The sequence below is a fragment of the Metabacillus litoralis genome, assembly GCF_003667825.1.
GTDB lineage: Bacteria > Bacillota > Bacilli > Bacillales > Bacillaceae > Metabacillus > Metabacillus litoralis_B.
Map to the genome: position 1 here is coordinate 4,177,501 of NZ_CP033043.1, position 20,000 is coordinate 4,197,500.

A 20,000-nucleotide genomic window follows, 5' to 3' on the forward strand; every position below is an offset into this window, starting at 1 on the left:
CTGGTTCTCTCCGAAATAGCTTTAGGGCTAGCCTTGAAATGAGAGTCTTGGAGGTAGAGCACTGATTGGACTAGGGGCCCCCATCGGGTTACCGAATTCAGTCAAACTCCGAATGCCAAAGACTTATGTTCAGGAGTCAGACTGCGAGTGATAAGATCCGTAGTCAAGAGGGAAACAGCCCAGACCACCAGCTAAGGTCCCAAAGTATACGTTAAGTGGAAAAGGATGTGGAGTTGCTTAGACAACCAGGATGTTGGCTTAGAAGCAGCCACCATTTAAAGAGTGCGTAATAGCTCACTGGTCGAGTGACTCTGCGCCGAAAATGTACCGGGGCTAAACGTATCACCGAAGCTGTGGACTGTTCTTACGAACAGTGGTAGGAGAGCGTTCTAAGGGCTGTGAAGCCAGACCGTAAGGACTGGTGGAGCGCTTAGAAGTGAGAATGCCGGTATGAGTAGCGAAAGAGGGGTGAGAATCCCCTCCACCGAATGCCTAAGGTTTCCTGAGGAAGGCTCGTCCGCTCAGGGTAAGTCGGGACCTAAGCCGAGGCCGAAAGGCGTAGGCGATGGCCAACAGGTTGAAATTCCTGTACCACCTCCTCACCGTTTGAGCAATGGGGGGACGCAGAAGGATAGGGTAAGCGCGCTGTTGGATATGCGCGTCCAAGCAGTTAGGCTGACAACGAGGCAAATCCCGTTGTCATATAAGGCTGAGCTGTGATGGCGAGGGAATTATAGTACCGAAGTTCCTGATTCCACACTGCCAAGAAAAGCCTCTAGCGAGGTGAGAGGTGCCCGTACCGCAAACCGACACAGGTAGGCGAGGAGAGAATCCTAAGGTGAGCGAGAGAACTCTCGTTAAGGAACTCGGCAAAATGACCCCGTAACTTCGGGAGAAGGGGTGCTTTTTAGGGTGAATAGCCCGGAAAAGCCGCAGTGAATAGGCCCAGGCGACTGTTTAGCAAAAACACAGGTCTCTGCGAAGCCGCAAGGCGAAGTATAGGGGCTGACGCCTGCCCGGTGCTGGAAGGTTAAGGGGAGAGGTTAGCGCAAGCGAAGCTTTGAACCGAAGCCCCAGTAAACGGCGGCCGTAACTATAACGGTCCTAAGGTAGCGAAATTCCTTGTCGGGTAAGTTCCGACCCGCACGAAAGGCGTAACGATCTGGGCACTGTCTCAACGAGAGACTCGGTGAAATTATAGTACCTGTGAAGATGCAGGTTACCCGCGACAGGACGGAAAGACCCCGTGGAGCTTTACTGTAGCCTGATATTGAATTTTGGTACAGCTTGTACAGGATAGGTAGGAGCCTGAGAAGCCGGAGCGCTAGCTTCGGTGGAGGCGTCGGTGGGATACTACCCTGGCTGTATTGAAATTCTAACCCACAGCCCTGATCGGGCTGGGAGACAGTGTCAGGTGGGCAGTTTGACTGGGGCGGTCGCCTCCTAAAATGTAACGGAGGCGCCCAAAGGTTCCCTCAGAATGGTTGGAAATCATTCGTAGAGTGTAAAGGCACAAGGGAGCTTGACTGCGAGACCTACAAGTCGAGCAGGGACGAAAGTCGGGCTTAGTGATCCGGTGGTTCCGCATGGAAGGGCCATCGCTCAACGGATAAAAGCTACCCCGGGGATAACAGGCTTATCTCCCCCAAGAGTCCACATCGACGGGGAGGTTTGGCACCTCGATGTCGGCTCATCGCATCCTGGGGCTGTAGTCGGTCCCAAGGGTTGGGCTGTTCGCCCATTAAAGCGGTACGCGAGCTGGGTTCAGAACGTCGTGAGACAGTTCGGTCCCTATCCGTCGTGGGCGTAGGAAATTTGAGAGGAGCTGTCCTTAGTACGAGAGGACCGGGATGGACGCACCGCTGGTGTACCAGTTGTCTTGCCAAAGGCATAGCTGGGTAGCTATGTGCGGAAGGGATAAGTGCTGAAAGCATCTAAGCATGAAGCCCCCCTCAAGATGAGATTTCCCATCACATTAGTGAGTAAGATCCCTGAAAGATGATCAGGTTGATAGGTCAGAGGTGGAAGCGCGGTGACGTGTGGAGCTGACTGATACTAATCGATCGAGGACTTAACCTAATAAAAGCGAAAGCTTAGTGAAGTTGAATTGTGAATCGTTATCTAGTTTTGAAGGAATATCCTTCAAACTAAATATTATTTGGTGATGATGGCGAAGAGGTCACACCCGTTCCCATGCCGAACACGGAAGTTAAGCTCTTCAGCGCCGATGGTAGTTGGGGGTTTCCCCCTGTGAGAGTAGGACGTCGCCAAGTAAGATGGAGAAAAGATCAGTAGAGATGCTGGTCTTTTTTTGTATTTAGAAGAATAGATAGATAGGTAGGAATGAGGAAAGAGATAAAAATAGGAAAGAAACAGAACTGGCAAATAAATTACAGTCATGACTATTATATCGCAGAGTAAGACTCTTCAAGATAATTACTGTTTCATTAGGAAATAAAGACATGATAACTAGTACTCGACTTGATGTATTGAACCTTAGACGTGACAAACTGCTGTTTTGACTCGACGCTCAGTAAAATTGACTTGATCCGATGTCAACTCGACGTGACGCCCAGTAATTGACGTGATACTCCGAACCTTAGACGTGACAAATTGATATTTTGACGTGACGCTCAGTAAAATTGACTTGATCCGATGTCAATTCGACGTGACACCCAGAAATTGACGTGATGATCCGATGTCAATTCGACGTGACGCCCAGTAATTGACGTGATGATCCGAACCTTAGACGTGACAAATTGATATTTTGACGTGACGCTCAGTAAAATTGACTTGATCCGATGTCAATTCGACGTGACGTCCAGAAATTGACGTGATGATCTCCTCTGTAAATAAAAGATTATAACAGGCACCTCTTATCTAGAGGTACCTACCTAACCTTCACGCATCAACTCACTTCTTTACAAACGCTACTTTCTATAACCGCCCTTCCAAGAACTCCAAAATAAAAAAAGGAATTTTCCTTTTAGCGATTTCCATATATCTTAGTATGAATGGATAGTCATCATTAGTGGCACCTAGTAGTAGTTCATACCACCATTCAGTTTCGTATCTAGAGATCATACTTAGATTATAAAGCAGTAAATAATGAACAAGTATCTCTGGTAAATTTGATAACGATTCACGGGTATTTGGCAAGTAGTACGCTTTCTCTTCAATGTGATATAAAAATGGTGACAATTGGATTGATGAATTTGCTTGGTTAATTTTAAGATATAGATTATTTTCTTCTTCTCTCACAATATTATATTGATATCGTTCTTTTATAAATTCTCCAAGACGATTTACCGACATATGAAAGGATTGGGCAATGTCTTCAGTAAGAGCTAGATGACCTAATTTATCACTAGATATCTTAATAAGGGGATTGTCTGATAGATGAAAGATAAAAACATCTTTCATTTCTGCAATTTGTTTTAGTAATTGTTCCATTGAGTATTTTTCTGCTTCAAGATGATCGATATGAAAAAGATGCTTGGCAACATGACTGAATAACCCGTTTCTTTGAATTTTAATTTCATCTTTTAAAAATTGGTATTGTTGCTTTTTTCGTTTTCTACTTGATACACCATGAGCTAGAACAGATGATGTGGAGGGGTATTCAGGGTCCACAATTAATAAACAAGCTTTGATCAGTTGTGATATACCGTAAAAGAGCAAGATTGGCTGAATGGCATGTGGTGATTGATCTGCTTGCTTAAAAAAGTTTTCGCCATGTTTTAGGAAATAGATGAATCGGTAACAATTATCATATGACAGACCACTCGCATTATCATATGAGGAAAGTTGGTAACTTCTCTCTAGTTTCTTTTGTATAGTCTGTGTTGAATGATAAGATAGTAAGCGTTCCCAAGTTAGTGCTGACATAAATTGTACACTCCAATTAATAAATTCTAAATATTTAAACTCTTTATTACTTTCTTGACAGTCTAATGACATGTTGATAATCTACTAATAATATTTTGCCGAATAAGGGGGATTTTACTATGTGGGAACAAAAATTTTCTAAAGAAGGCTTAACTTTTGATGATGTTTTATTAGTACCAGCTAAATCAGAGGTTTTACCTAGAGATGTTGATTTAAGTGTACAATTAACTCCAAGCTTAACGCTTAATATTCCAATCATTAGTGCTGGGATGGATACAGTAACAGAAGCAGAATTAGCAATTGCCATTGCAAGACAGGGTGGTATGGGTGTTATCCATAAAAACATGTCAATTGAGCAACAAGCAGAGCAAGTGGATAAAGTAAAAAGATCTGAAAGAGGAGTTATTACTGATCCATTTTATTTAACTCCAGAGCATCAAGTGTATGATGCAGAGCACTTAATGGGTAAATATAGAATTTCAGGTGTTCCGATTGTAAATAACCCCGAAGAACAAAAGTTAGTTGGAATCATCACAAACCGTGATATGAGATTTATTCAGGATTATTCAATAAAGATCAGTGATGTGATGACAAAAGAAAATCTTGTAACAGCAGATGTTGGAACAACATTAAAGGATGCCGAGAGTATCTTACAAAAACATAAAATTGAAAAATTACCTTTAGTTGATGAAGATGGTGTACTTAAAGGATTAATAACGATTAAGGATATTGAAAAAGTTATTGAGTTCCCTCATTCAGCAAAAGACTCACATGGTCGTTTAGTAGTTGCTGCAGCAGTAGGAGTAACAGCAGATACAATGGTACGTGTACAGAAGTTGGTTGAAAAAAATGTAGATGCGATTGTTGTTGATACTGCCCATGGTCATTCTAAAGGTGTATTAGAAACAGTAAAAGCAATTCGTAACGAATATCCTGAATTAAACATCATTGCTGGTAATGTCGCAACAGCAGATGCTACAAGAGATTTAATTGAAGCAGGAGCGAATGTAGTTAAAGTTGGAATTGGTCCTGGTTCTATTTGTACAACAAGGGTTGTAGCTGGAGTAGGTGTTCCACAAATTACAGCTGTTTATGATTGTGCAACTGAGGCTAGAAAGCATGGAGTTTCCATTATCGCTGACGGAGGAATTAAATACTCTGGAGATATGGTAAAAGCACTTGCAGCTGGTGGTCATGCTGTTATGTTAGGAAGCTTGCTTGCAGGTACTTCTGAGAGCCCAGGAGCAACTGAAATCTTCCAAGGAAGACGATTTAAAGTATACCGTGGAATGGGATCAGTTGCAGCGATGGAGAAGGGAAGTAAGGACCGTTACTTCCAAGAAGATAATAAAAAGTTTGTTCCAGAGGGAATTGAAGGAAGAACTCCTTACAAAGGTCCATTAGCTGATACAATTTATCAGCTTGTTGGTGGAATCCGATCAGGAATGGGATATTGTGGTACGAAAGATCTTCAAGAACTAAGAGAAAACTCACAATTTATTCGTATGACAGGTGCAGGCTTAAAAGAAAGCCATCCACACGATGTACAAATTACGAAAGAAGCCCCAAATTACTCTTTATAATAGGACTTTTGAAACAAAAAAGAGGTAATTATGGCAGAACTATAACATTTGACAGAGTCTATGACTCTGTCTATTTTTTTTATCCTTTCTATGATAAAATCTATCTTGTTGTGTCTAGATAGAGAAAAACATTCACTGAATTTTAAATAGATTGACTAAAAACATGGAGGTAATGAACAACGTGAGAATAAAACAATTAATTGCAATTGTCGTTGCTTTTGCATTTGTAATTACGTCTTTTTACCCTTATTCAAATGCACAAGCAGCAGAGCCCATTTCTATTAATGCAAGTTCTGCAATCATTATTGAAGAATCAACAGGTACTATTCTTTATGGTAAAAACGTAGATGAAATGCTACCAGTCGCTAGTATGGCAAAGGTTATGACAGAGTACCTGGTGCTAGAAGCAATAAAGGATGGAAAAATCAAGTGGGATCAAACGTATACACCTAGTGAATATGTGTATGAAATTTCTCAAAATCGTAATCTATCAAATGTACCATTACGACTTGATGGCTCTTACAATGTAGAGGAATTATATGAGGCTATGGCCATTTATTCTGCAAATGGTGCAGCAATTGGTCTGGCTGAGTTAATTGCTGGATCCGAAACGGCATTTGTAAAAATGATGAATGATAAAGCAAAAGAATTAGGTTTAACAAACTATGAATTTGTTAATGCAACAGGATTAGAAAATAAAGATTTACTTGGAAAGCACCCTGAAGGAACAAGTGCAGATGCAGAAAGTAAAGTTTCTGCTCGAGATATGGCACTGTTATCACAACGATTAATTCAGGATTTTCCTGATATCTTAAAAACAGCTAGTATTGCTAAAAAAACCTTCAGAGAAGGAACTGATGATGCTACAGAGATGCCAAACTGGAACTGGATGCTTCCAGGTCTTGTTTACGGCTATGAAGGCGTTGATGGACTGAAAACTGGATCAACTTCATCTGCAGGCTCTTGCTTTACAGCAACTGCTGAAAAAAACGGTATGCGAGTAATCACAGTTGTGATGAATGCAAAAGCTGAAGATGGAGGTGGAGATGTTAAAAATCCACGCTTCTTTGCAACCGAAAAGATGTTGAATTATGCGTTTGATCATTTTACAGTAAAAGAAGTTTTTCCTGCTGGTTATCAAATTAAGAAAGAGTCAACGATCCCGGTAGTAAAAGGGAAAGAAGATAGTGTAGCTGTAGAAACAAAGAAAGCCGTTACGCTTGTTGTGAAAAATGGAGAAGAAGAATCATATAAGGCATCTTATAAGATTGATTCTAGTCAATTAACGAAAGCAGGAGAATTGACTGCTCCAGTTAAGGAAGGTCAAAAGGTAGGAACAATGATTGTGAATTATGCTGGTGAAGGAGAAGCACTAAGCTATGTTCAAAAAGATAAACTTCCTCAAGTAGATCTTATTACAAAAGAAGCTGTTGAAAAGGCAAACTGGTTTGTTTTATCCATGAGAGGAATTGGCGGTTTCTTTGGTGGATTATGGGGAACAGTAACAGATACAGTTAAAGGCTGGTTTTAAGTAGGAAGACTCCCAATAGGGGGTCTTTTTCTTTTTGGTTTGAGAAACAGTATAAAAAAGTATTAAATTTTTACTGAAATAGGTATATAATAGAAAATTATCTCAGGTGCAAAATGATAGAATAGTGAAATATGTAGGAATTGTTTTACTAATTATATTTATTTTGATAGGATTTTTTTAGAAGTTAGGATAAAATATAGCGTAGATGAATTTTTCATATAGCTAAAACAAATCCTATTACATAGGAAATTACATAAGGGGGACAAACAGATGAGTAACAATACAGGTACTGACCGCGTAAAACGTGGAATGGCAGAAATGCAAAAAGGCGGCGTCATCATGGACGTTGTAAATGCAGAGCAAGCAAAAATCGCAGAGGAAGCAGGCGCTGTTGCTGTAATGGCACTTGAGCGAGTTCCAGCTGACATTCGTGCAGCAGGCGGTGTAGCAAGAATGGCTGATCCTACAATCGTTGAGGACGTTATGAATGCTGTATCTATTCCAGTTATGGCAAAGGCTCGTATCGGTCACATCGTTGAAGCTCGTGTACTTGAAGCTATGGGTGTAGATTACATTGATGAGAGTGAAGTATTAACTCCAGCTGACGAAGAATATCACCTACTAAAAAGTGATTTCACAGTTCCATTTGTATGTGGATGCCGTGATCTTGGTGAAGCAACACGCCGTATTGCTGAAGGTGCTTCAATGCTTCGTACAAAAGGTGAGCCAGGTACTGGTAACATCGTTGAGGCAGTACGTCATATGCGTAAAGTAAATGCTCAAATTCGTAAAGTTGCAGCAATGAGTGAAGATGAATTAATGACTGAAGCAAAAAATCTTGGTGCACCATTTGAACTTCTTCTTCAAATCAAAAAAGAAGGCAAATTACCTGTTGTTAACTTCGCAGCTGGTGGTGTAGCAACTCCTGCTGATGCGGCATTAATGATGCAATTAGGAGCAGACGGTGTATTCGTTGGTTCTGGTATCTTTAAATCAGAAAATCCTGCAAAATTTGCTCGTTCAATCGTTGAAGCAACAACACACTTCCAAGATTATGAGTTAATTGCAAGCCTATCAAAAGGACTTGGATCTGCAATGCAAGGAATTGAAATTTCAAGCCTTTTACCAGAACACAGAATGCAAGAGCGTGGTTGGTAAGATAAAGGAGTTTTTTACATGCTGAAAATTGGTGTTTTAGGTTTACAAGGTGCTGTGCGAGAACATATTCGTTCAATCGAAGCTTGTGGTGCAGAAGGAATCGTCGTTAAGACAACAGACCAACTTGATGACCTTGACGGCTTAATTATTCCAGGTGGAGAAAGCACCACAATGCGTCGCTTAATCGATAAATATAACTTCATGGAACCTTTAAAAGCTTTTGCTGAATCAGGTAAGCCTATGTTCGGAACATGTGCAGGCTTAATTCTATTAGCAAAAAATCTAGTAGGTTATTCTGAGTCTCATTTAGGATTATTGGATGTTACGGTAGAACGTAACTCCTTTGGTCGCCAAAAGGATAGCTTTGAAGCAGAGCTAATGATTACCGGTGTTGGTGAAGATTTTGTTGGTGTCTTCATACGAGCTCCACATATTGTGGAAGTTGGAGAAGATGTAGAGATTTTATCTAAACATAACGGAAGAATCGTTGCTGCTAGACAAGGTCAATTTCTTGGATGCTCATTTCATCCAGAACTAACGGATGATCACCGAATGACTCAGTTATTTATAAATATGGTGAAAGAGTCTAAATAAAAGGTATAAAAAACTTGCTAGTGCTGTAAACTTATAGTAAATTATGTACTAAATAAATTATATGAAAACATGATGATAGGAACTAGTAGCATGATGTTCTATCTATAGAGAGCCGATGGCTGGTGAAAATCGGTGATAGATGCTTGCGAATCCATCCTTGAATGAATGGCTGAACAAACAACAGTTTAAGTAGGTTATTCCGGCTATGACCGTTATTCATTAAGTGAAAAATACATTTGTATTTTTAACTAGGGTGGCAACGCGGGTAACTCTCGTCCCTTCTATGGGACGGGAGTTTTTTGTGTTCAAATATATTCTATTGAAAAGGAGAATGTTAATATGTTGGATATTAAATTTTTACGTGCTAACTTGGATGAAGCAAAACAAAAATTAGCCAAACGTGGAGAGGATTTAACGGACTTTGGCAAATTTGAGGATCTGGATAAAAAAAGAAGAGAGCTTATCGCAGCTACAGAAGAATTAAAAAGCAAAAGAAATGAAGTATCTTCTCAGGTTGCTCAACTAAAAAGGGAAAAACAGGATGCTGATCACCTTATTAGTGAAATGAAAGACGTAGGAGAAAAAATAAAAGAATATGATGATGAATTACGCGAGGTAGAAACAGCATTAGAGCAATTGCTATTATCTATCCCAAATATTCCTCATGAAAGTGTTCCTGTTGGTGATACAGAAGATGATAATGTAGAAGCTCGAAATTGGGGAAAGATCCCTGAATTCTCATTTGAACCAAAACCGCATTGGGAAATTGCAGATGGTCTGCAAATTTTAGATTTCGAAAGAGCAGCAAAAGTAACTGGCAGCCGTTTTGTATTCTATCGTGGTTTAGGAGCTAGATTAGAGAGAGCACTCTTTAACTTTATGCTTGATTTACATGTAGAGGAACATGGTTATACAGAAATCATGCCACCTTTTATTGTGAATAGAGATAGTATGACTGGAACAGGTCAATTACCAAAATTTGAGGAAGATGCTTTTAAGATCGTTGGAGAAGACTATTTCCTAATTCCAACGGCAGAAGTTCCAGTAACAAATTTACATCGTGAGGAAATCCTTAATGTAGAACAACTTCCAATCAGCTATGCTGCATTCAGTGCAAATTTCCGTTCAGAAGCTGGATCTGCTGGGAGAGATACAAGAGGACTAATTCGTCAACATCAGTTTAACAAAGTAGAGCTTGTTCGTTTCGTTAAACCAGAGGATTCTTATGAGGAGCTAGAAAAGCTAACAGGTCATGCTGAAAAAGTACTTCAATTATTAGGACTACCATATCGTGTTATGAGCATGTGTACAGCTGATCTTGGATTCACAGCAGCTAAAAAGTATGACTTAGAAGTCTGGATTCCAAGCTATGGAACGTATCGTGAAATCTCTTCTTGTAGTAATTTTGAGGCATTCCAAGCTCGACGTGCTAATATTCGATTCAGAAGAGAAGCCAAAGCGAAAGTTGAGCATGTACACACATTAAATGGATCTGGTTTAGCAATTGGTCGTACAGTTGCTGCTATTTTAGAAAATTATCAGCAAGAAGATGGATCAGTCATTATTCCAGAGGTATTAAGACCGTATATGGGGAATAAAGAACGTATATCTGTTGTAGAATAAAAACGCAGGTTTAGAAAGAAATTTAAGGTTATTAATAAAACTAAAGTTTTTTAAAAGAATTGTTGACAAGTATATATATCTTATGATAAATTATATCTTGTCAACAAGGAGGAATACCCAAGTCCGGCTGAAGGGATCGGTCTTGAAAACCGACAGGGGTGTCAAAGCCCGCAGGGGTTCGAATCCCCTTTCCTCCTCCATAATATTATAAATAATTCTCATATTAAGCGCATAAAATATGGGAGATTGGTGAAAATCGTTACATAGTAACGGTTTTTTTTATTACCCTTTGTAAGGGCTTAACTCTAGATAGAGTAATAAAAGGCATTTAAGATCAGAATTTCTGTTCCTAAATGCCTTTTTTATTGTATCTTATTTTTTGAGAAATTTTGTTTGCTCAATAAAGTAGCCAATTCTTTCTATAATTGGTTCAATGGATTGGTCATTTGTCATAATGTCGTAATCATTAATGTTAATACGTAAAACAGGGCAGGCGTTGAAGTTATTAATCCAATCCTCATAACGCTGGTGCATCTCTTGCCAATATTCTACGGGAGTTTGCTGCTCCATAGCTCGTCCACGTAATTTAATTCGAGATAATATATCGTCTAAACTTCCTTCAAGATAGATCAGAAGGTCAGGATGTGGGAAATAAGGGGTCATAACCATTGCATCAAATAAATTTCGGTATGTTTCATAATCTACTTCAGACATTGTTCCTTTTTCATAATGCATTTTTGCAAAGATTCCAGTGTCTTCATAGATGGAACGATCCTGAATAAATCCTCCGCCATATTCAAAAATCTTTTTTTGCTCTTTAAAGCGTTCAGCAAGAAAATAGATTTGTAAATGAAAGCTCCATCTTTCAAAATCCGCATAAAATTTGTCAAGATAAGGATTGGAATCAACTTTCTCAAACGATGTTTTAAAATCAAGTTCCTTTGCCAGAGCTTTTGTCATGGTTGACTTTCCTACACCAACGGTACCTGCAATCGTAATCACAGCATTGTTTGGAATATTATATTTTTCTCGTAAATTCATCTATTGTTACTCCTTTTTGCAAATACTGATTCAATGTATTGAATATATAGGTTAAGTCTTGTTTATTTTGAACAAAATCTAATGAATCTCCGTTAAATCGTATAATAGGGATGGATGGATTTTCTTTTTCCCATTGTGTCATAGCAATATCATAGTCTTCTGAGAGTTGTTGCAAGTAGTTTGGGTCAATTTGATGCTCAATTTCGCGACCTCTTTTTGCAATTCTATTAAGTAGAGTATCTAAACTTGCGCTTAAATAAATAATGATATTTGGCTTAGGCATTCCATCCGTTAAAATATCATAGATTTTTAAGTATTTATCATACTGCTCATTTTTTAATGTACGTTTAGCAAAAATAAGATTTTTATAAATATGATAATCCGCTACAACTGGTTTATTGACTTGGAGAAATTTTTTATCGATATCTTCTAATTGTTTATAACGATTGCAAAGAAAGAACATTTCTGTTTGAAAGCTCCACTCCTCAATATCAGCGTAAAACTTTCCTAAGAAAGGATTCTCTTCAACAATTTCTTTTAATAGATGAAACTGATAATAATCAGCAATTGCTTTAGATAATGATGTTTTTCCAACACCAATTGGTCCCTCTACAGTAATAAAGGGTATATTCATAATGGGTCCTCCTTCAAAACGAAACACCTATACTAAAAATCGACAAATTTCATTTTACCATGCAAAACCCATTTTGAGTTAAAAATTAACTGATTGCTTTCTTTTTCTATATTTATCTCACAATCCCTAACAATTTACTTAAAATTAACCAAAAAAAGCACCCATTTTTCAATGAGTACTTTAGTAGGTAACTATTTCTTCTCAATTGTGAAGTTATCAGCAAGGAGGAGCCAATTTTGTGGAAAGGCTAAGCCTAGTTTCCAATAGCTAATTCCTCTTAAATCTAACTCTTTAATTAAATCATATTTAGCTTGAATGGACCTTGCATCCTCAAACCATACTTTATGTTCTTTACCACCGGCATCAGTATAATTAAAATGAGGTGCTTGTGCTTCTTGATCATAACGAATTGGTACGTTGTTCGTACTTGCTAATTGGATAGCTTGTTGAGGGCTTACTGCCTTTGCGTATTGACCACCAGCCACAAAAGGAAGTGTCCAGTCATATCCATATAGGTTTTGACCCATCATAATTTTGCGACTAGGCATCTCACTAATCGCATATTCTAACACTTCTCGAACAGGGCCAATTGGTGATACTGCCAACGGAGGTCCAGCGCTGTATCCCCATTCATAAGTCATAATAACAACGAAGTCAACAATTTGACCGTGTGCCTTGTAATCATGACCCTCATACCATTTTCCTTTTTGATCTGCACTCGTTTTAGGAGCTAAAGCTGTTGATAGAAGCCAACCTTCTTGACTAAATCTAGCTTTTGCTTTTCTTAAAAATTGATTGTATGCCTCACGATCTTGAGGTCTTAAATACTCCATGTCAAAATGGATATCTCTAAATCCATATTTCTTTGCTGTTCTTACGATATTATCTAACAGTTTATTTTGTATATCCATGTTTGTTAAAACAATTCTACCTAATTCATCACTAAATTGATCATTTTCTAAGTTGGTGATGGCCATCATTAATGTGACGCCATTTTGTCGGGCAATCTCCGGAAAGTTATTTAATAATGGTTCTTTTAATGTACCATCTCTCTGAATTTGAAAGCTAAAAGGACCTAAGTATGTTAAATATGGTGCAGCCTCACGAGCTGCTTGCTCAAGGTTAGCAGCTACACTTGTACCTCTAGGCTCAATATAAGCATTGGATTCTACAGATCTTTTTTGTCCTTCAGGTATATATAATCTGAATCCAGGTGAAAGTGGCTGATTCACATTAAGATTATTGATTCTAGCTAACTCTGCAGCTGAAAAACCATATCTTTGGGCTATTGAAAATAAGCTGTCTCCAGGTTGGACCCAATAAAACCTTCCTTTAATCGGGATAACAAGCGCTTGACCGATAACCAGATTATTAGGGTTTGGTAATTCATTTGTTCGAACGATTTCATTTACAGTTGTATTATAGGCCTGTGCAATACCATACAAACTTTGTCCTTGCTGGACAATATGTATTTGCATGTCTATCCTCCTCACAAAAACATTTTAGTACATCATATGTGAAGGAGGCTTGATACATGTCAGCTATTTTTAGACTCAGGTAATAGATGCTTTAAGAGTATGTTTCATCATTCTTAATGCAAAATCATTATCCTCCTCTGTATTAGAGGCAATGCAATCAGAGGGAATAGTAATTCGATATTCTCTCATATATGCATCGTTAGCTGTAAACAAGACACATATATTCCCGGCAATCCCTGTAATGACAAGTTCCTTAATATTTAAGCTATATAAAAGGGTATTCAATGCTGTACCATAAAAAGCAGAATGTTTCGGTTTAATCAAAAAGTAATCATCATCATTAGGATAAAGGCGATGAATGATATTTTCACTTAATGAATTTCGGCACTTTGCTGCAATCTTTTCAAAGTTGGCTTGCCATAGTTTATAATGATCATTGATATAAATAATTGGAGAGCCGTTCTTTTTCATGTTTTCCTTCAGAGAAAGAATGTTATGTGAGATGGTATCAGCTTGTTTAGCTAAGATAGGGCCATTATGAAATTGAAAATCATTGATCATATCTATAATGAGGAGTGCTTGTTCACTTTTTGTTTTCATTGATCGATTCTCCTTTTTAAACAATAGGATGAACAAATTCACCAATTCTATAAGGGGTAACTCAAGTATGAATGATCAACACTTTATGAAAATAGCTTTAGAAGAGGCAAGAAAAGCAAAAGAAATCGGAGAAGTTCCAATTGGGGCAGTGATTGTTTTAAATGATATCGTTGTGGGTGCAGCTCATAATTTGAGGGAAACCGAACAACGATCGATTGCTCATGCTGAAATCTTAGCAATTGACCAAGCGTGTAAGACAGTAGATTCTTGGAGATTAGAAGATGCTACACTATATGTTACATTAGAGCCTTGTCCTATGTGTGCTGGTGCCATTGTCCTTTCGAGGATAAAGAGAGTTGTTTACGGTGCTTCTGACCCAAAGGGTGGATGTGCAGGTACTCTAATGAACTTACTTCAGGAGGAGCGGTTTAATCACCAAGTTGAAGTCACAAAGGGAATTGAAGAGCAGGAATGTAGTGAAATGCTCAGTTCTTTTTTTCGTGAGTTAAGAGAGAAGAAAAAGAAAAGAAAAAACACATGACAAAAACTTACAAAGTCTAACCATTGCATTTTATATGAGAAGGATATATACTAATACATGCGTCGGACAAACGGCGCAACTAAATATGGTATCAATTTTGCCGTGCTAAGCGGGGAGGTAGCGGTGCCCTGTACTCGCAATCCGCTCTAGCGAGGCCGAATCCCTTCTAGAGGTTAGAACACTGTAGGGCTGCCTCAAGTAAGTGGTGTTGACGCTTGGGTCCTGCGCAATGGGAATCCATGAACCATGTCAGGTCCGGAAGGAAGCAGCATTAAGTGGAAGCTCTCATGTGCCGCGGGGTTGCCTGAGCCGAGCTAACTGCTTGAGTAACGCCTATGGTGGCTAATCGACGGAAGGTGCACGGCAGTTAATTTTAAAATAAAACTCACTCTTATAGGGTGAGTTTTTTATTTACATGAAAGAATGTAATAATTCACAACTGGTTATTAAAAAACGTATAAACATTCATCTTATTGTGCATTTATTTTATATTATTCAACAATAAGGTTAGCGAAAGAAAAATGTTCGTTTTTGGTTTAAAAGTGATCATTATGAATGAACTCACATATAAACAACTTTGTAAAATTTCTGTTGGTTGTTATAATAAAAAGGAAGAAGAAGAAGGGAGACGTTTTTGTGGGTTATCAAGCTCTATATCGTGTTTTTCGACCACAGCTGTTTCATGATGTGGTTGGACAAGAACATATTACTAAAACCTTACAAAATGCCCTATTACAAAATAAATTTTCACATGCTTATCTTTTTTCTGGACCACGTGGAACAGGGAAAACAAGTGCAGCGAAAATCTTTGCAAAAGCAGTGAACTGTGAAAAGGCACCAGTTGCGGAGCCATGTAATGAGTGTGCTGCTTGTAAAGGAATCACAAACGGGTCAATTTCTGATGTCATTGAGATTGATGCTGCATCTAATAACGGTGTTGATGAAATAAGGGATATAAGAGATAAAGTAAAGTATGCACCATCATCTGTACAATATAAGGTATATATCGTCGATGAAGTTCATATGTTATCGATTGGAGCTTTTAATGCCTTACTTAAAACGCTAGAAGAGCCTCCTAAGCATGTGATTTTTATCTTAGCTACAACAGAACCACATAAGATCCCGCTAACAATCATCTCCCGCTGTCAACGCTTTGATTTTAGAAGAATTACTGCATCTGCTATTGTAGGGAGAATGAAGGAAATCATACATAATCAGCAGGTTAATGTAGAAGAAGCAGCTCTAGATGTAATAGCAAGAGCAGCTGATGGTGGTATGCGTGATGCGTTAAGCCTCCTAGATCAAGCTATATCTTATAGTGATGAGCAAGTAAGTATTGATGAAGCTTTGCTAATTACTGGATCTGTCTCTCAAGAGATTATCGGAAGAATTGCAGAGGCCATTCATCAAAAAGATGTGACAATTGCCTTACAAGCACTTGATCAACTTATGTATCAAGGTAAAGACCCAAGTAGATTTATTGAAGATTTTATTTTTTATTACCGAGACATGCTTCTTTACCAGACGGCACCAACGTTAGAAGATGTACTTGAACGAGTATCAGTTGATGAACAATTTATTCAACTTTCAAAGGAAATCCCTTCTGCTGAGATTTATGAGACAATTGATGTTTTAAGTAAAAGTCAGCAAGAGATGAAATGGACAAACCATCCACGAATTTTTTTAGAGGTAGCACTTGTGAAGCTTTGTCAAAGTGCTCATACTACTTCTCAGCCTAATCAAGAGGGGTATCAAGCACTTCTAGATAAGATAAACAATTTACAATCAGAAATAAACCGAATAAAACAGCAAGGGATCTCTGCACCACAGCAGGCTGCAACAGGTTCTGAACCAAAGCAGCGCTCAATGAAAAGTGGTGGTTATAAAACACCAGAAGGAAGAATTCAAGAAATCCTTAAAAACGCTACAAGAAAAGACTTAGAGATAATTAAAGGACGCTGGGCAGAGCTGCTAGAGATGCTAAGACGCCAAAACAAGGTGTCTCATGCAGCACTACTAAATGATAGTGAACCTGTAGCAGCATCAGATCATGCCTTTGTTTTGAAATTCAAATTTGAAATTCATTGTAAAATGGTAGCTGAAAATAACAATAATGTTCGAACAAACTTAGAAATGATTTTACAGGAATTAGTCGGCAAGAATATGGAAATGGTTGGCGTTCCGGAACATGATTGGGGTAAAATAAGGAAGGAATTCCTTAAAGACCAAAAAGACGATGAACAAAATCAGCAAGAAAGTGGAGAAGAAGATCCTTTAATTGCTGAAGCAAGAAAATTAGTAGGAAATGAACTTATTGAAATAAAAGACTAAAAACTGGAGGAATGTAAAATGATGCGTGGCGGAATGGGTAATATGCAAAAGATGATGAAGCAAATGCAAAAAATGCAAAAGGATATGGCGAAAGCCCAGGAAGAACTTGCTGAAAAAACAGTAGAAGGTACTGCTGGTGGCGGTATGGTAACTGTTGTTGTTAATGGCCAAAAGGAAATAGTAGAAGTTAACATTAAGGAAGAAGTAGTAGATCCAGAAGATATCGAAATGCTTCAAGACTTAGTATTAGCTGCTACAAACGATGCACTTAAAAAGATGGACGACTTAACAAATGAAACTATGGGACAATTCACAAAAGGAATGAATTTACCGGGAATGTTCTAGGAGGATTATCATGCATTATCCTGAACCAATATCAAAGCTAATCGATAGCTTTATGAAATTGCCAGGAATCGGTCCGAAAACGGCCGTTCGACTGGCTTTTTTTGTATTAAATATGAAAGAAGATGTGGTCTTGGATTTCGCAAAGGCTCTAGTTAATGCCAAGCGGAACTTATCGTACTGCTCTGTTTGTGGCCATATTACTGATCAGGATCCTTGTTATATATGCGAAGATGATCGACGTGATAAAAGCGTTGTTTGTGTTGTTCAAGATCCTAAAGATGTGATCGCAATGGAGAAAATGAAAGAATATAACGGACTGTACCATGTACTTCATGGTTCAATTTCTCCTATGGAAGGGATCGGACCTGAAGATATAAAAATACCGGAGCTTTTAAAAAGGCTTCAAGATGACGTGATTCAAGAAGTTATTTTAGCAACAAACCCTAATATTGAAGGGGAAGCAACTGCAATGTATATTTCAAGATTATTAAAGCCATCGGGTATTAAACTAACTAGAATTGCACATGGTTTACCGGTAGGTGGAGATTTGGAATATGCGGATGAAGTTACCCTATCAAAAGCACTAGAAGGAAGAAGAGAGCTGTAAAGGAGGGGATGAGATGCTTTTTCGCCGTAAAGGATGGCTGAGAAATCAATATGATCAACAACTGATTCAAAACTTACTTCTGAAGAAGAAAGAGTGGAATCGACAAAAGCAACTGATTGATAAAAGTGTTGAACCTTCTCCTGAGGTACTCTATGAATTAAAAGTAGCAGAAGCGAAATACTTCTTTTTATTAAAGGAAGCAAAAAACCGAAACATTAAAATTGGCAAGCTATAGTAGATGTTATCTATTATAGCTTGTTCTATTTTTAAACTCACTTCCATATCTTTTATAGTAAGAGGATAAAAGGGAGTGGTGAAATGGATCCTATTATAGTTTTTTCTATATTGGGTGGACTTGTACTGATTCTATTGTTTGTCGGAGCACCGATTAAACCAATTCAATGGATCGGTCAACTGTTTGTAAAGGTTATAGTTGGAGCGCTATTATTATTTTTTGTAAATGCATTTGGTACAAGCATAGATTTACATATTCCAATTAATCTAATAACATCAAGTATCTCTGGGATATTGGGAATCCCCGGGTTAGCAGCACTAATTGTTATAAAAACATTTATTATTGCTTAAAACAAGTGGGATATCCATTTGTTTTTCTTTTTGTGTTGACATGTTTTTAATGGGGTGTTATATTAGTATTCGTCTTTGAAAAAGGGCGACTTGCTTATTTAAAAACATCTTTTGAAAAACTTTTAAAAAGTTGTTGACTTAAATGAAGCGAACGTGATAATATATTAAAGTCGCTTCTGATGAGGCGGAAAAAGTTCTTTGAAAACTAAACAAAACCAAGCGTGCCAACGTTAATTTTTATTAACAAAAACAATGTACTATATAGTACAAACTTTATGAGCTATATCAACTCTTTATTGGAGAGTTTGATCCTGGCTCAGGACGAACGCTGGCGGCGTGCCTAATACATGCAAGTCGAGCGAACCAATGGGAGCTTGCTCCCTGAGGTTAGCGGCGGACGGGTGAGTAACACGTGGGTAACCTGCCTGTAAGATTGGGATAACTCCGGGAAACCGGAGCTAATACCGGATAACATTTTGAACCGCATGGTTCAAAGTTGAAAGACGGCTTTTAGCTGTCACTTACAGATGGACCCGCGGCGCATTAGCTAGTTGGTGAGGTAACGGCTCACCAAGGCGACGATGCGTAGCCGACCTGAGAGGGTGATCGGCCACACTGGGACTGAGACACGGCCCAGACTCCTACGGGAGGCAGCAGTAGGGAATCTTCCGCAATGGACGAAAGTCTGACGGAGCAACGCCGCGTGAACGATGAAGGCCTTCGGGTCGTAAAGTTCTGTTGTTAGGGAAGAACAAGTACCAGAGTAACTGCTGGTACCTTGACGGTACCTAACCAGAAAGCCACGGCTAACTACGTGCCAGCAGCCGCGGTAATACGTAGGTGGCAAGCGTTGTCCGGAATTATTGGGCGTAAAGCGCGCGCAGGCGGTTTCTTAAGTCTGATGTGAAAGCCCACGGCTCAACCGTGGAGGGTCATTGGAAACTGGGGAACTTGAGTGCAGAAGAGGAGAGTGGAATTCCACGTGTAGCGGTGAAATGCGTAGAGATGTGGAGGAACACCAGTGGCGAAGGCGACTCTCTGGTCTGTAACTGACGCTGAGGCGCGAAAGCGTGGGGAGCGAACAGGATTAGATACCCTGGTAGTCCACGCCGTAAACGATGAGTGCTAAGTGTTAGAGGGTTTCCGCCCTTTAGTGCTGCAGCAAACGCATTAAGCACTCCGCCTGGGGAGTACGGTCGCAAGACTGAAACTCAAAGGAATTGACGGGGGCCCGCACAAGCGGTGGAGCATGTGGTTTAATTCGAAGCAACGCGAAGAACCTTACCAGGTCTTGACATCCTTCGCTACTTCTAGAGATAGAAGGTTCCCCTTCGGGGGACGAAGTGACAGGTGGTGCATGGTTGTCGTCAGCTCGTGTCGTGAGATGTTGGGTTAAGTCCCGCAACGAGCGCAACCCTTGATCTTAGTTGCCAGCATTCAGTTGGGCACTCTAAGGTGACT

At 39.1% G+C, this 20,000-nt stretch carries 16 protein-coding genes, 1 tRNA gene, 3 rRNA genes, 1 other RNA gene and 1 other annotated feature (2 of these 22 only partly in view); of the genes, 16 read left to right on the forward strand and 5 right to left on the reverse strand.

All coding sequences use genetic code 11. The annotated features are described in order from the left end of the window. Both D9842_RS20320 and rrf read left to right on the forward strand, forming a co-directional pair. Positions 1–2,079 (forward strand): 23S ribosomal RNA (locus D9842_RS20320) (it extends 851 nt beyond the left edge of the window). A 78-nt stretch (positions 2,080–2,157) separates the two neighbouring features. Next, positions 2,158–2,273, forward strand: a 5S ribosomal RNA gene (gene rrf, locus D9842_RS20325). Between the two features lie 664 nt (positions 2,274–2,937). Here rrf and D9842_RS20330 read toward each other — a convergent pair. Then, on the reverse strand, positions 2,938–3,888 hold the full coding sequence (locus tag D9842_RS20330) for a YaaC family protein (protein WP_162987521.1): 951 nt from the start codon (positions 3,886–3,888) through the stop codon (positions 2,938–2,940). 119 nt (positions 3,889–4,007) lie between these two features. Between D9842_RS20330 and guaB the strand changes: the two genes are divergently transcribed. The 6 genes from guaB to D9842_RS20360 all read left to right on the forward strand — a co-directional run bounded on the left by guaB (position 4,008) and on the right by D9842_RS20360 (position 10,577). Continuing rightward, positions 4,008–5,471 carry an IMP dehydrogenase gene (gene guaB / locus D9842_RS20335; protein ID WP_121664097.1) on the forward strand — a complete coding sequence of 488 codons (1,464 nt, stop codon included), beginning with the start codon at positions 4,008–4,010 and terminating at the stop codon, positions 5,469–5,471. Between the two features lie 172 nt (positions 5,472–5,643). Beyond that, the gene (locus D9842_RS20340) at positions 5,644–7,002 is read left to right on the forward strand and encodes a D-alanyl-D-alanine carboxypeptidase family protein (RefSeq protein ID WP_121664098.1); all 1,359 of its coding nucleotides are present in this window, start codon (positions 5,644–5,646) and stop codon (positions 7,000–7,002) included. A 270-nt stretch (positions 7,003–7,272) separates the two neighbouring features. Continuing rightward, complete coding sequence (gene pdxS, locus D9842_RS20345; protein WP_121664099.1) at positions 7,273–8,160, forward strand: pyridoxal 5'-phosphate synthase lyase subunit PdxS; 888 nt, start codon at positions 7,273–7,275, stop codon at positions 8,158–8,160. Between the two features lie 18 nt (positions 8,161–8,178). After that, complete coding sequence (gene pdxT / locus D9842_RS20350) at positions 8,179–8,754, forward strand: pyridoxal 5'-phosphate synthase glutaminase subunit PdxT (RefSeq protein WP_121664100.1); 576 nt, start codon at positions 8,179–8,181, stop codon at positions 8,752–8,754. Between the two features lie 63 nt (positions 8,755–8,817). After that, positions 8,818–9,037 (forward strand) — a binding site (T-box leader). Positions 9,038–9,093: 56 nt separating this feature from the next. Further along, a complete protein-coding gene (gene serS / locus D9842_RS20355) occupies positions 9,094–10,377 on the forward strand; it encodes a serine--tRNA ligase (RefSeq protein ID WP_121664101.1) in 1,284 nt (427 codons plus the stop codon). A gap of 107 nt (positions 10,378–10,484) precedes the next feature. Then, positions 10,485–10,577 (forward strand) — tRNA-Ser (locus D9842_RS20360). 172 nt (positions 10,578–10,749) lie between these two features. Here D9842_RS20360 and D9842_RS20365 read toward each other — a convergent pair. The 4 genes from D9842_RS20365 to D9842_RS20380 form a co-directional block, all read right to left on the reverse strand. Then, positions 10,750–11,418, reverse strand: a complete 669-nt coding sequence (locus D9842_RS20365; protein ID WP_121664102.1) for a deoxynucleoside kinase — start codon at positions 11,416–11,418, stop codon at positions 10,750–10,752. Next, positions 11,396–12,052, reverse strand: coding sequence for a deoxynucleoside kinase (locus D9842_RS20370; protein ID WP_218975592.1), 657 nt, complete (start codon positions 12,050–12,052; stop codon positions 11,396–11,398). Before D9842_RS20370 ends, D9842_RS20365 begins: the two co-directional genes overlap by 23 nt. 191 nt (positions 12,053–12,243) lie before the next feature. Then, complete coding sequence (locus tag D9842_RS20375; protein ID WP_121664103.1) at positions 12,244–13,530, reverse strand: glycoside hydrolase family 18 protein; 1,287 nt, start codon at positions 13,528–13,530, stop codon at positions 12,244–12,246. 75 nt (positions 13,531–13,605) lie between these two features. Next, positions 13,606–14,130 carry a cysteine hydrolase family protein gene (locus tag D9842_RS20380; RefSeq protein ID WP_121664104.1) on the reverse strand — a complete coding sequence of 175 codons (525 nt, stop codon included), beginning with the start codon at positions 14,128–14,130 and terminating at the stop codon, positions 13,606–13,608. 67 nt (positions 14,131–14,197) lie between these two features. On the opposite strand from D9842_RS20380, the gene tadA reads away from it, so the two are divergent. From tadA to D9842_RS20420, 8 genes are all read left to right on the forward strand, one after another. Beyond that, positions 14,198–14,671 carry a tRNA adenosine(34) deaminase TadA gene (gene tadA / locus D9842_RS20385; protein ID WP_218975593.1) on the forward strand — a complete coding sequence of 158 codons (474 nt, stop codon included), beginning with the start codon at positions 14,198–14,200 and terminating at the stop codon, positions 14,669–14,671. Between the two features lie 100 nt (positions 14,672–14,771). After that, an RNA gene (gene ffs, locus D9842_RS20390) (signal recognition particle sRNA large type) lies at positions 14,772–15,035 on the forward strand. Positions 15,036–15,307: 272 nt separating this feature from the next. Then, the gene (gene dnaX / locus D9842_RS20395; RefSeq protein WP_121664106.1) at positions 15,308–17,002 is read left to right on the forward strand and encodes a DNA polymerase III subunit gamma/tau; all 1,695 of its coding nucleotides are present in this window, start codon (positions 15,308–15,310) and stop codon (positions 17,000–17,002) included. 21 nt (positions 17,003–17,023) lie between these two features. Beyond that, positions 17,024–17,347, forward strand: coding sequence for a YbaB/EbfC family nucleoid-associated protein (locus D9842_RS20400; RefSeq protein ID WP_098798639.1), 324 nt, complete (start codon positions 17,024–17,026; stop codon positions 17,345–17,347). A 10-nt stretch (positions 17,348–17,357) separates the two neighbouring features. Beyond that, a complete protein-coding gene (gene recR, locus D9842_RS20405; protein WP_121664107.1) occupies positions 17,358–17,954 on the forward strand; it encodes a recombination mediator RecR in 597 nt (198 codons plus the stop codon). Positions 17,955–17,967: 13 nt separating this feature from the next. Continuing rightward, positions 17,968–18,189 (forward strand): YaaL family protein, encoded by a 222-nt coding sequence (locus D9842_RS20410; protein ID WP_098798626.1) that lies wholly within the window; start codon positions 17,968–17,970, stop codon positions 18,187–18,189. Between the two features lie 83 nt (positions 18,190–18,272). Beyond that, entirely contained in the window at positions 18,273–18,539 is a 267-nt protein-coding gene (locus tag D9842_RS20415; RefSeq protein ID WP_121664108.1) for a pro-sigmaK processing inhibitor BofA family protein, read from the forward strand. Between the two features lie 293 nt (positions 18,540–18,832). Next, positions 18,833–20,000, forward strand: a 16S ribosomal RNA gene (locus D9842_RS20420) (it continues 383 nt past the right edge of the window).